We start from the raw sequence: 12,688 nt of genomic DNA, 5'->3' as shown, positions 1-12,688 counted from the left end.
AACCGCCACGCAATTGGGGACAAGTGGGTCTCGAGATGAAACGCAGGAAGAATTCTTTGCTACAGGAAGACCACCCGGTAATCCGGCGAGAAATTAGCTCCGATGCGATCGGTATCCCGCATTCGGCGGGTACCCCCACAAGCGAGCCGGCGGCGGGTGGTCACGTGCCCTCTGAGACCAGGGCACATCCCGTTTCGTCGCCGGCTTTTATTCACACTGGAGACATCAGGCACCTGGAGGTCGACTGACCATGGCACCGAACACGAAGGTTAAGACCCTCAAGACAGCGCTCAACGGGAACTCTCAGTCCGTGCACGCGCCGGCACCGGCATGGCCGGAGGGAGGCGTAACCCAGGCCACAACCACGCAGGACCAGGCATTCACTTTCGACGTGGCGATCGTGGGCATGGGCTACGTGGGCCTGCCCACGGCTTTGGCCATCAACGCCTCCGGCCGCAGAGTCCTGGGCCTGGATGTGTCCGATGCACGGCTGGCCGTAATCCGCGAGCAGCGGGCAGATCTTCTGGATTCCGACAAGGAGCGGCTCAGCAACGCACTCTTGGACCCGACGTTCATGTTGAGCAGCGATTTATCATTGCTTGCCCGCGCGGCGGCCGTGGTTGTTTGCGTTCCGACCCCGGTTGACGAGTATTTGGTCCCGGATCTCGGTATTCTCCGCGCTGCCTGCGCCTCCGTGGTCGACTTTGCCACCACTGGCCAGCTGTTGATGCTGACCTCCACAACGTATGTGGGATCCACGCGCGACCTGCTGGCATTGCCGCTGGCTGCCAAGGGCCTCATCCCCGGCAGGGACGTGTTTGTCGCGTTCTCGCCGGAACGCATCAATCCCGGGGTGGACTCGTTCTCACACGAAGACGTTCCCCGGGTAGTGGGCGGTGTGACCCAGGCCTGCGGTGAAGCTGCTGAGCGGCTTCTGAGCGCGAGCACCAAGTTGGTCCATGTAGTCCCGTCGGCGGACGTCGCCGAAATGACAAAGCTGGTGGAAAACACCTTCCGGGCCGTCAATATCGCCTTGGCGAACGAGTTCGCCGATATCTGCCATGAACTCAACATGGAAGTCATGGACGTCATCGATGCGGCCTCCACCAAGCCATACGGATTCATGCCGTTCACACCTGGTCCCGGCGTCGGCGGACATTGCATCCCCTGCGACCCTCACTACTTGCTGTGGCAATTGCGCAAAGCCCGCTTGACGGCGCCAGTGATCGAACAAGCTATGGCAGGAATTGCGGGTAGGCCGCACAAGGTTGTGGAAAAGGCCCGGCGCATCCTGTCCGACCGAAACCACGGTGTTGCCGGCGCGCGCGTGATGGTCCTCGGGGTTGCCTACAAGCCCGATGTCGAAGATCTTCGGGAATCCCCGGCGTTGGAGATCATCGCAGCCTTGATCGCCGACGGAGCGGAAGTCGCGTACTCCGATCCCTGGTGCCAGACGGCGCCCGACGGCCATGGCGGAACCCTCCAATCCGAGCAATCGCCTGCTGACTGGGGGGCGGATTTGGTGATCCTGCACACAAGGCACAGCCAGATGGACCTTGACTGGCTGGCCGGAGCCTCCGCAGTCCTGGACACCACGTACCGCTTGCCCAAAGCCGATAACGTAACCCGGCTCTAGATCCACCAGGTTTTAGACGGAAGCAGGAGAAATGAAAACAGCAATAACCGGCGGTGCCGGATTCATCGGCAGCCACCTCGTTGAGTATCTGTTGGCGGCCGGCGACGAAGTAGCGGTCTTGGACAACTTGTCTACGGGACGCCTCGAGAATCTCAAGGGCGTGATCGGCCACAGGAACTTCCACTTCGTGGAGGGCACCATTCTCGACCGGGACGCCGTGGACAAAGTTGTTGCCGGTGCCGACAGGGTCTTCCACCTGGCGGCCGCCGTCGGCGTGAATCTGATTGTGGACCACCCTCTAGAGAGCCTCCGCACGAATATCCATGGCACGGAAGTGGTCCTGGACTCTGTCCTGGAGTCGGGTGCCTCGCTGCTGCTGGCATCCACCAGCGAGATCTACGGCAAGAACACTTCGGACAGCCTTTCGGAGGAGGCGGACCGCATCCTTGGATCTGCGCTCAAGTCGAGGTGGACTTATGCTGCGGCGAAAGGCATTGACGAGGCGTTTGCGCATGCATACTGGCGCCAATTCGGCTTGCCAGTTGCTATCGTGCGGCTCTTCAACACGGTAGGACCTCGCCAGACAGGCCGGTATGGAATGGTTGTCCCGCGACTTGTGCGGCAGGCGCTCGTCGGTGAACCTCTGACGGTGTACGGAGACGGCCAGCAGACGAGGTGCTTCTCCTACGTCGGTGATATCGTTCCTGCCATCGCCCGTATTTCCGAGGAACCGCTGGCCTATGGGAATGCGTTCAACCTCGGTGGGAGCTACGAGATTTCCATTCTGACACTGGCCCAACGGATCGTTGAACTCCTGGGGAGCGAAAGTCCCATCACCCTGGTTCCCTATGAGGAGGCCTACTCCGAGGGGTACGAGGACATGCGCCGGCGCGTTCCGGACAACAGCAGGTCCCGCGAGCTTGTTGGCTTCAACCCGAAGACTACCCTCGATGAAATCATCCTTAACGTCGCCGCCGACTACAAGCCGGCGAAAGTCCTGGATCCTTCGGGTTGGAAGGTCACCCTGGCCTCTTGAGCGAGGGAGCAAGATTGCCTACATCGTATGGACAGGTGGCCGGGTAGGTGGAGGATCCGCTAACCGGCCGCCCGCCCGCGTCAGACGAACGACCTCCCGAACCCACTCCCAGGAGCACGATGTGAATCCCTCAGGATCCGGACCCGGGCGCCCTGGTCTCGCTGGAGTGGCTGCGGTCCTGGCCCTGCTGACTGCAGCGTGCACTGGGCCGGCCCCGGGGCCGAGTCCCTTATCCACGGCCGCCGGGCGATTCCCGTGGCACACGGGAATCGTGGCAACAACCTTTTGGGTAGGGGAGATCTTCGACCCCAAGGCGGCTGATGGCAGCCAGGTGACGTCCACTTACGACTCCCAGTGGATGCAGAGCTATGGAGGCTGTGACGGTGTCATCAAGAACGGCTGCACTACCGAGGCGAGAACGCAGGCCAAGGGGTTTGCGCCGACCAACATGACTCCGAAGGAGAACCCGTTTTACCTGGATCTTCCCTATGACGACGTCAACGATGCCACAGCTTTTGCCGAACGAGCCAGTGTGATTCCATGGGCCAACGACCCTGGCTTTGCGGGCAATGAGAAGAACCGCTCCTTCAGTTACATGAAGAACCAGTGGGTCAGGATCCGCAAGGGCGGCCATGAATGCTACGGGCAGATCGAAGACGCCGGCCCCGGCCAATACCACGACAAGAACTACGTTTTTGGCTCCAAAGACGCCCGGCCTGTCAACACAAAGTTCAACGGGGCCGGCATGGACGTCTCGCCGGCGCTCAATGGGTGTCTCGGCTTTTCCGAGCTCGACGGTGAATCGGACAAAGTCGATTGGCAGTTCGTGCCTCGGGACCAGGTTCCGTCGGGGCCGTGGCTGGACATCGTCACGGTCAGCCAAGTGAAGTAGGCCAGGCGGCCTGGCCCGGGCGGTCCGAAACAATCAGGTCCGGGCAATCCCTCTAACAATCCCTTGAAAACTGGAGGTATCCATGGAATGGCTTAAGAGGCTTTTCAGGCGCGGTAACGGCCGGCACCTTGCCCGCCCGGCCGAAGCCAAAAACAGGGCCGGAACGGAACATCCTGGCCTGGTCTGAACCTTTGTTTGGGCGGCAGGTGTTGAGCGGCAGGCTCAGGGCAGTCTGCCTTGGAAACCTGCACCCAGCACATCGGAGAAGCGTTGGCTTCCTTGGTTGATCCCGCTGCATATGTGGCTGGCCGGTCCTTCCGAGGTGGCCTGCGCGCAGGACATGTCCCGGTTCAGGGACCACATGGACACCCGTGTCACTCCCTTGCTGAGGGCAAAGGAGTTCAACCCGCGCGCCGCATCCAGGTCAAACACTTCGCCCGGGAGATCGTTCCGGCCGATCATCGGGGTCAACCCCATCTTCCTCCAGATCTGCTCGCCGTCGAGGTTCATTCCTGCACGCTGATAGATGATGCTGAGTTGCTCGTGGGTGGCCTGGGCTGCCGACGTACCGGCATCAAGCATGCTCTGCGACGTACTTCGGCTTGAGCCGTAGTTCATCGTCATGATGTTAACGCCAGCCAGCTGAACACCGGCGGATAGCATTTGATCGACGGCGGAGGTTCCGACGTCGGTCAATCCTTGCGGCGTGACTGGAAGTGTCAGCCAGACAGCAAGGGAGTGTCCCGCGTTGTTTCGCTCCTTCTGCAATGCGGCGACAACTGCGGCGCGGCGCTGCCAGGCAGCGCTGTCGGTGAGATTGGTGCCTTCGATATCAAAGTCGATGGTCGCGGGGTCATAGCGCTCCAGGACTGTCCGGTAGGCCCCTTCCAGCTCCGCGACGTTCTGGCAGGAGTTGGCGAGCTCACTGTTCACCGAACCGCCGAAGGACACCGCGATCGCGCCACCGTTTGACCGAAGCTTGGCGATGCGTTCCTCGAGCTTGAGCGAAGCTTTCGCGGCGTCGAGGCTGTATGTGCTACCCCAGCTAGGCGTGCAGTCCTGTCCGGCGTTTGCCACCACAAACGCCAGCGTGACATTCTTGGTGGCCTCCCCCAGGGGCGCGTCGAAGGGGTACTGAGGGACTACCGTGACATCGACGTAACCGGAAAACCATGGCGGCTGGAACGCGCCGTTTGCGTTCGTGGCTACGCGCCACGCGAGAAAGCCCCCGACCCCGGCCACGACCAGGCCTGCGGCGACGCAGACCCGTGCAAGGCTTGACAGCTGGCGGCGGCGTCCACGGGGCGGGCCGGACAAGCCACGGACGTCCCGTGCGTTGCCTGCCTCTGCCGCAACGGAAGCGCCGGCTCCCCGTTTCTTGGACACTCTCTTCCGCCATCCTTGATAACTGCTTTGATGCACCATTTGACCACGAACATATCGGATTCGCCCGTGCTTCCGGATTGGTGTTTGATCCGGCGGATCCGGTACGTGGCGCACGAGTAGTCGCGTTGTTCAGAAGCCAAAGGTTGAGTGTAAAGACGGGTAGAGCGTACTCGTGTCCGTCGTCTGCCGACTCCATAGGCTGATGGTGTCGGTTGGTTGAGGGCAACGGGGGAGAGACAGGTCTCAAAATGGAAAAGGACGCTCTGGTCCGAGCGGCATCAGGACCCAACGGGTTGATCCGAGAAGGCGATTGCCTCGGATTCGAGTCAGTCCTCGAGGGTTCCAGCGCGTTCCCTCCCAACGATCCATCGCCAATTGATGGCGTTGCCTCCTGGCAGCGCGCCCTCATAGAGAGGGCCCCTGAGCGGGGGCCGGTGGTGAATAAGCCTTTGAGACCGAGGCTTCCCCCAGTCGCCACCGGCCCCTTCAGGAACCTACTCGCTGAGGCTCGGCGATGAGCTCCGGGGGGAAGGACTTCGCGTCCGGTCCGGTCCGGACGTCCAGGAAACGGGTAGGCCTGTGGGCCGTCTCGTGGGTCTCAGTGTTGCTCCTGTTGACGGGCGCAACGTCGCTGCTCAAAGGAAGCCAGACTCCGGTTGACTCCTCCCAGCCTGACCCCACGGCTTCAGCCGCCCCGCTTTCTTCTGTCAGCCTGACGTTTGATTCAGGCCGGGCAAACCAGATGGAGGCCGCCCGGATCCTCAAGGACCACGGCCTCCGGGGCACTTTCTTCATCGATTCAGGATTTGTGGGCGCACCCGGTTTCATGACGATCGAGAATCTCCACAGTCTGGCCACTAATCAAAATGAGATCGGTGGCCACACAATCACTCTTGCCGATGTGACTTCGGTGGAACCGGACGAAGCGTCGAGGCAGATTTGCAACGATCGAGTGAACCTCACGGATTGGGGCTTTAAGGTCACGTCCTTTGCCTATCCGTTTGCGGCTTCAACGGCCAAGTCGGAGGAGCTCGTTGCTGGATGCGGCTACAACAGCGCGCGAGGTCTCGGCGAGATAAACACGCCCGTTGACTGCGTGGGTTGCGCTGCAGCAGAGACTGTCCGCCCCGCCGACGTCTTCCGGACGCGCGCAACATCGGAGGTCGGCAGCAACTGGACGTTGGCCGACCTAGAGGAGACAGTAGTGCAGGCCGAAAAGGCCGGGGGCTGGTTACAGCTGACCTTCTACGACATTGACAACAGCGGTAGTCCCCGCTCCGTCAGTCCCGCGCTGTTCGAACAGTTCGCCACCTGGTTGGCGGCCAAGACCCAACAAGGGACCATGGCCGTGCGCACGGTACATGACGTAATCGGTGGCGTGGCGAAATCAGTGGTGAACGGTCCGGTGGCCGCACCCGCCGCACCAGGCAAGAACGCCATCCTGAATCCGGGGCTGGAAATCGCGGGAAAGTATGGCCTACCGCAATGCTGGCAGGTTTCGTCCTACGGCAAGAACGCTGCAGTACTCAGCACATTGACCCCGGGCCACACTGGTGCGGTGGCCCGTCGTCTGGACGTGAGCGAATATTCGTCTGGTGACGCCAAATTGCTTCCCGTCCTCGATCTCGGGGCATGTGCCCCGAGCGTGGGTACCGGCCACAGCTATTCGCTCCGGGCGTGGTACCAGTCCACTGCGAAGACGCAGTTCGAAGTGTATTACCGCAACAAGCTGGGCACGTGGACGTACTGGACGGCCAGTCCCTGGTTTGCGGCCAACACCAGTTACGAGCAGGCAATCTGGGAAACGCCACCCGTTCCGGCAGGAGCCGAGGCCCTCAGCTTTGGATTGAACCTCTTCAGCGATGGCCAGCTTGCTACCGATGATTACGAAATGTACGACACAGTGGGAGCTCCGTCGCCGTGATAGTTCTTTCGATCCTTTTGGTTCTGGGGGTCAGCACGATTTTCTGGTCCCTCGCCGGGCTGGTACGTCTCGCAGGTGAGGAGTCGTGGCGGGCTCGCGGATTGTCCTACCGGGTCCGTGGGTGGATCGCCTCGCTGCGTGGCGGCAAGGCGCCGATCCCTCAGCGTCAGCGGGGCCGTCATCGTTCAAAGGGAGTCCGAATCTACCCTTCGAATGTCGCAGTCCTCGTAGCCGCCCATAATGAGGCGCTCGTCATCAAAGAGACAATCCTTGCCGCGTCCGCTTTGGTCCCTCGACGCAACATCCACGTCGTCTCGGACATGTCCACTGACGACACCGCAGCCATTGCGCGGTCCGCAGGGGTAAAAGTGCTGGAGCTTGAACCGAACCGGGGTAAGGCAGGCGCGCTCGCGGCGGGAATCGCCCATTTCGATCTGTGCAAGCGGTTCAAGGTGGTCATGCTTCTGGACGCGGACACCCGCCCGGCCCCGGACTATCTCGAAACGGGGCTGCCGCTGTTTTCCGATCCCACCGTGGTCGCAGTCGCGGGACGCGCCAAGTCAATCATGAGTCCGCAATCTCCGACGGCGATTGGCCGCTTCCTGGTGGCCTACCGGGAGCGCTTGTACATCGTGGTCCAACTGCTGCTCAAATACGGCCAAGCAGCACGGGGCGCCAATGTCGTTTCGATCGTTCCGGGATTTGCCAGCATGTACAGAACCAGCGCGCTCAGCAAAATAGAGGTCCTGGCGCCGGGACTGGTGATTGAAGACTTCAACATGACCTTTGAAATCCATGCGAAGAAGCTGGGACGGATCGCATTCCATCCGTCCGCGGCTGTCGCGTACACGCAGGATCCGGACAATCTTAAGGACTACGTCAAGCAGGTGAGGCGGTGGATCCTCGGCTTCTGGCAGACGGTCAGGCGGCACGGCCTGAAGTTCAGCAGATTCTGGTTCGTCCTTGGGCTATACATTGTTGAGCTCGTAGCCAGTTCCCTTTTCTTGGTGCTGCTGGTGCCGGCTTTCCTGCTATCGTTCGTCGCCGCCGTCGAGGTCTGGATCTTTGGCGATCGATCTGAGATATTCGTCTTCCTATCAGGTGTCCTGCGGCCCCAGGACGTTCTCATCGGAGTCTTCCTGCCGGACTTCTTCCTGACAATCCTTGCCGCCGTCTCGATGCGTAGCCCGCGCCTCTTGCTGATGGCTCCCCTGTTTCCCCTGATGCGGATCCTGGATGCAATCATTTGCCTCCAGGTATTGCCGAGGGCGTACTCGTCACGTTCGTCGGGAGTTTGGGTCAGCCCGGTTCGAAGGATCCAACGCCCGTCCCAGGAAATGGGGGCGGCCGGATCGCCGGTGGCAAGGGTCGGCTAGGGCTACTGACCGCCGAGGTGACAAGTCCTGGACACGCGGACGCCCATGCCACGCAGCCATGACAGCCGGGACATGGGCGTCCACCCGTTCCAGGGATAGCCTCTTTTTGCGGACCAAGAGGCCCGCTGACTAAGAGGCCGTGGAAGCGGGTTGTTCCTTAGTTGGTGACTCCCGCGGTGGTGACAACGGTGAGCCACGGTCCGGCGGGCACGCTGGCGCGATCCACGAAGCGCCACGATACGTGGTCATTGTCGCCGTTCAACTCAGCGAAGCCCAGGCAGCCGTTCAGGGCAGGGGACACGTCCATGCCTGCGCCTTGGCTCGGGTCGCCGGAGAACTGCTTGTTGGCGGGACGGGCGTTGTTTGCCCCGAACACGTAGGCGGAGTCGTGGTAGAGGGAACCGCTGGAAGGTCCCGCATCCTCAACTTGCCCGTAGCAAACGCCGCCATTGGGGCCGGTGATCTGAACCCATGCGTTCTTCATGTAGCTGTAGCTCGAGTCCGCGCAGTGGTTGACGCCCGTTGCGGCGTTGTCTGCTGCCGCCCACGGAATGACGTTGCAACGCTCAGCGAAAGCGACGCTGTCATTGACGTCGTCGTAGGGCAGATCCAGGTAGAACGGGTTCTGCAAAGGCTTGGGCTGGTGCAGCGGGAAGTATCCATTACTGGCCACGCGCTTTTCCGTGACGCACTGGAAGCTCGTGCCGGTGCCGGAAGTGACACCATCGCAACCGCCGTAGGGGCTGCCCGGGCAGCCGCTGGCGCTTGCAGGGGTGGTCCCGAGGTTAACGCCGGTGTGCTGGAGTGCCCACTGGCCATTGAAAGTGGAGCAGACTTGTGAGCCGTCCGAGAGGCTGGCATTGAAGATTTCGCCGACCCAGAAGCTGGTGCTCACGATATTGGTGTGCAGGGGGTAGTTCCCGCCCGTGGCAGCCAAAGGAGCAGGCGCGGCAACGGGTGCACTAGCGGCTGTTGCTGCGGGAGCCGGCGCCGCCGCGGCGGCAGGGGCGGGAGTGGCGGCCGACGTCTCGGCCGGAACATTGCTCGGCGTCGGCGTCGGTGTCGGCGTCGAAATGCGCTGGGGGGCGGAGGAAGCGGAAAGCGAGGGGCTTGTAGGCGTGCTCGAATCCCGGTCGTCTGCCTGGTAGGAGGATTTGTGTGACGACTGGACGGCGGAGATGGTGGCCAGCCCGCCGAAGGCCAGTAGCGCCACGGCGATGAGTGCTGTGAACAGGTGTTTCATATTTTGGGTGACATATCTGTTGGGGACATAGACATACGAGACCTAGGCAACCGGTAGGGCGATCTGCAGGCAAAAAATGCCGCAGGGTCGTACACGGCCAAATGGTGTGTGGCGACAGAGTTGTTGTGAAAAAAGGCTGCGCTTCGACTCCCCAGAAGTAGCCAGCCAGAACTTACTCTTGCGGCACCAGCTTACACAGTCAGATCACAGGACGGTAACAGGGGCTATACATCCGGCCTCGAAAGCCGGGCAAAGGTTCCCCTTCGCAAGCCTGCGTGGAGCCCCTGGATGTGGTGCAAGTGGCCCTGGAAAACCAAGTAGTTACCACTCAATCCAGGACAGAAACCCGCGGGTAACGTTTTGAAATGACACCGGTCCGTGCCGCGGCCGTCAGGAACGCGTGTCCGGCGGCCCGAAGATAAGACAGGACCATGGACGATACTGAAGGGACCCACACCTCGCCCCCGATTATTCGGGCAGCAGAGCTTCAAGAGATTGTCATTGCCTTGTCAGGGCCGGAACCAGCAGGGATCGTCATCTCAGGCCCGAGCGGCTCGGGAATGACTACCCTCTTGGACGCAGCGGCTTCAGTGCTTCGCGGGTCGTTCAGCGTGATCGCCCGCAACGTGTCCGAGTCGTTCGCGGACATCCCGTTTGGAATCGCCATGGCCCTTGTTCCGGACCTGCCAGCCAGCTCCAAGGTGTGGCCGGGTTCCATCGTGGCGGCTTGCCGCAAAGCGGTGCGCAGCGTTTCCACACCCGGATCCTCTGCCCTGCTGGTGCTGGACAACATCGATTTTCTGGACGACATGTCCCTTTGGCTCTTGAGCCAGCTCCTTGGTGATCCCGACATCCGCATGATCGCGACCCACCGCTCAGACCGGCCGCTGAGAATGGAACTGATGGAATCCGTCGTTTCGCGGCAGCTTTCGGTGGTGACCCTGGACGATCTCACCCAGGACCAGCTTCGCGAGTTCCTCGATGACCGTCTCGGAGGGCACGCCGCGCGGAGCCTGGTCCGGGACATCCATGCCGCCACCGGAGGAAACCTGCAGGCCGCGAAGTTGCTCTTGGACGAAGCCGCAGCGCGTGGCGAGATCGTGGAGCAGGCTGATTCCTGGATGCTGTCCGGACCGATCCGCCCGGATGGTTCGCAGGCGCTTGAGCTGACCCGGCACCGACTTGAGGGATATTCCGTGCCGCAGCGTCAGGTTGTGGACCTTTTGGCGGCGGGGGAGCCGATACCGATGGCCATCCTCGAACAGCTTGGCCAAAAGCGGGCCATGGAAGCACTCACGGGTGACGGCACGGTCCGTGTCCAGAAAGACAACCAGGAGACGGCTTCCCTCAGCCACGCGAACGAAGGGAGGCTCGCCCGGCAGCAGCTGGGGCCAGCCCGGATCTTGGAACTTCGGCGAAGCATCTACAAGATCTCCATACCGGTTGCGGATGACTCGCTCTGGACGCTGTTCCGCCGGGTGGAGCTCGAACAGGAAAGCCGATTGCCGGTAGCCGACGCTGACCTTCTGGCCGTGGCGATTGCGGCGAACGACATTCACGATAACGGGCGGGCCCGGCGGTCTGCGGATGCGGTGCGGGCACCGGAACTCGGGCTGGTCGCAAGAGTGGAGCTGGCAAGGGCCCTGTATCACGCTAGGGATTTCCCCGGGGCTGTCACGGTCCTGAAAGGTTTGGTCGCGAACACCCCTGACGTCTTGACCGCGGACTTCGCCCACGCCGTGTGGCTCCTGCTGCGTGCCCTCATGCCGACTTCGCCGGGGGCAAATGTGCTGCAGTCGGTTCTACAGGATGCCCGACGGCGGCTGGAGACTGCCGCCGTCGGGGTCCAGCCGGGCGAGCCGGCCTATCTAGGCCAGACGGCCGTCCGGGACGAACTGGACGTCCTCCAGCTGTATCTGGATGCGCAGAACGGAAGCTGGCCTTCGGCCGGTAGCGAGCTGTTCCAGAGGCTTTGCCGTGGCCAATTGATCGACCCTGGACTGCGTTCGGAGAACCATCCGCCACCGCCTACCCAGGCCGCGGTGCTTTTGATGGCGCTTGTCTCCCAAGGGCTCGCCGTCAGCGGGAGGTTCTCGGACGCCGTCGCTCTCTCGACGTCGGCCCTCGAAGCTTTGGGGAGGCTGCCCCGGTGCCCTGTGGACTTCCTCTCCGCCGTCTTGACCATCCACGGATCGAATTTGATCTGGCGCGGGCAATGGGGCGGCTCCGAAATGTTCTGCGTCGGCAGTTCCAGCTACAGCAACCGGATGAGCTATTTCGGCGGGGCTGCCCACCTTTACAGGGCGCTGGTGCTCGCCAGGCAGGGGAGCTTGGAACTGGCTTGTGAACAGTTCCGCCAGGCCAAGGCCCGGCTGGACGAAGCTGATCCTGAGGGGCTTCTGCCACCGGCCCTCGGTGGACTTGCCGCAGCTGCCTGGCTGCTGGGAGATGTCAACCAGGTGCGTCGCGCCCTGGCGGCCTACGATTCGCGCCGCAGTTCAGGAAATTACCTGGCATCGCAGCTCGCTGAAAGCTATTCATCCGCAGCACGGTCAGTGCTGATTGGTGCGGAACATTCACACAGGAAGCTCCTTCAACTTGCGGGTTCGGCTGCAAAGAAGGGACACCGGGCACTCGAAATGCTGAACCTGGGCTTGGCCGCGCGTACCGGCAGCCGAGGCTACCGGCAGATGGGTCCAGGGGTGTCCGAGGTTGTGTGGAGTGTCGAGCCCGGAGGGCAGCCAGGACAGGAAGGAGGACAGGAAATGGGACACGGACCAGGGCTGGGTGCAGAAGAAGAAGAAGCGAGCACGGGTGCGCCGCAACAAGACCGGGCTTTTGACCAAGAGGACGTGTTTGCTCACGACGAACTCGGACTGGAAGGTCCGGAGTCCAGGTCCTCTATTCTTCCAGGGATCGTCAAGCTCTCCCAGCGCGAACGCGAGGTGACTGCCTTGGTCGCCTCCGGGTTGAGCAGCGCGGAGGTGGCCGCTCGTTTGGGTATCGCGGTAAATACTGTCAATGCGCACCTTCAGCGGGTTTACGGGAAGCTCGGCGTCTCACGCCGGCAGAAGCTCTCGGAGCTATGGGACGAGTTGGCGAAGCCGGAGGAGTAGGCTGGGCAGCTCCGCGGATGAGGCAGCGAAGCCAAATGGTGGGACAATTACTAGGTGACGCCGCCACTCCTGGCGGTCA

Annotated in this window: 8 protein-coding genes; 6 read left to right on the top strand and 2 right to left on the bottom strand. The window is 61.9% G+C overall.

All coding sequences use genetic code 11. The features are described from left to right. The first annotated feature begins 250 nt into the window (after positions 1-250). From OW521_RS05735 to OW521_RS05725, 3 genes are all read left to right on the top strand, one after another. Positions 251-1,636 carry a nucleotide sugar dehydrogenase gene (locus OW521_RS05735; protein ID WP_268023683.1) on the top strand — a complete coding sequence of 462 codons (1,386 nt, stop codon included), beginning with the start codon at positions 251-253 and terminating at the stop codon, positions 1,634-1,636. Between the two features lie 31 nt (positions 1,637-1,667). Next, positions 1,668-2,672: a dTDP-glucose 4,6-dehydratase gene (locus OW521_RS05730; protein WP_268023681.1), complete on the top strand. Its 1,005-nt coding sequence runs from the start codon at positions 1,668-1,670 to the stop codon at positions 2,670-2,672. A gap of 271 nt (positions 2,673-2,943) precedes the next feature. Further along, the gene (locus tag OW521_RS05725) at positions 2,944-3,564 is read left to right on the top strand and encodes a hypothetical protein (RefSeq protein ID WP_268023679.1); all 621 of its coding nucleotides are present in this window, start codon (positions 2,944-2,946) and stop codon (positions 3,562-3,564) included. A 222-nt stretch (positions 3,565-3,786) separates the two neighbouring features. On the opposite strand, the gene OW521_RS05720 is transcribed toward OW521_RS05725, so the two are convergent. Then, complete coding sequence (locus OW521_RS05720; protein WP_268023677.1) at positions 3,787-4,950, bottom strand: chitinase; 1,164 nt, start codon at positions 4,948-4,950, stop codon at positions 3,787-3,789. Between the two features lie 514 nt (positions 4,951-5,464). Here OW521_RS05720 and OW521_RS05715 point away from each other — a divergent pair. Together OW521_RS05715 and OW521_RS05710 are read left to right on the top strand one after the other, a co-directional pair. After that, on the top strand, positions 5,465-6,874 hold the full coding sequence (locus OW521_RS05715) for a polysaccharide deacetylase family protein (RefSeq protein ID WP_268023675.1): 1,410 nt from the start codon (positions 5,465-5,467) through the stop codon (positions 6,872-6,874). After that, positions 6,871-8,250, top strand: a complete 1,380-nt coding sequence (locus OW521_RS05710; RefSeq protein WP_268023673.1) for a glycosyltransferase family 2 protein — start codon at positions 6,871-6,873, stop codon at positions 8,248-8,250. Before OW521_RS05715 ends, OW521_RS05710 begins: the two co-directional genes overlap by 4 nt. 157 nt (positions 8,251-8,407) lie before the next feature. Here OW521_RS05710 and OW521_RS05705 read toward each other — a convergent pair whose 3' ends face one another. Continuing rightward, entirely contained in the window at positions 8,408-9,493 is a 1,086-nt protein-coding gene (locus OW521_RS05705; protein WP_268023672.1) for a hypothetical protein, read from the bottom strand. A 431-nt stretch (positions 9,494-9,924) separates the two neighbouring features. Here OW521_RS05705 and OW521_RS05700 point away from each other — a divergent pair, with 431 nt between their 5' ends. Then, positions 9,925-12,609 (top strand): helix-turn-helix transcriptional regulator, encoded by a 2,685-nt coding sequence (locus OW521_RS05700; protein WP_268023670.1) that lies wholly within the window; start codon positions 9,925-9,927, stop codon positions 12,607-12,609. The last annotated feature ends 79 nt before the right edge of the window (positions 12,610-12,688 follow it).

Origin of the sequence: Arthrobacter sp. MMS18-M83 (assembly GCF_026683955.1) — a bacterium.
Lineage (GTDB): Bacteria > Actinomycetota > Actinomycetes > Actinomycetales > Micrococcaceae > Arthrobacter.
This window is presented reverse-complemented; position numbering and strand designations above follow the sequence as displayed.

Excerpts from the sequence above, each read along its gene's own strand:
- OW521_RS05735 (WP_268023683.1), top strand. The coding sequence starts at position 251 with ATGGCACCGAACACGAAGGTTAAGACCCTCAAGACAGCGCTCAACGGG.
- OW521_RS05705 (WP_268023672.1), bottom strand. The coding sequence starts at position 9,493 with ATGAAACACCTGTTCACAGCACTCATCGCCGTGGCGCTACTGGCCTTC.
- OW521_RS05730 (WP_268023681.1), top strand. The coding sequence starts at position 1,668 with ATGAAAACAGCAATAACCGGCGGTGCCGGATTCATCGGCAGCCACCTC.
- OW521_RS05715 (WP_268023675.1), top strand. The coding sequence starts at position 5,465 with ATGAGCTCCGGGGGGAAGGACTTCGCGTCCGGTCCGGTCCGGACGTCC.
- OW521_RS05700 (WP_268023670.1), top strand. The coding sequence starts at position 9,925 with ATGGACGATACTGAAGGGACCCACACCTCGCCCCCGATTATTCGGGCA.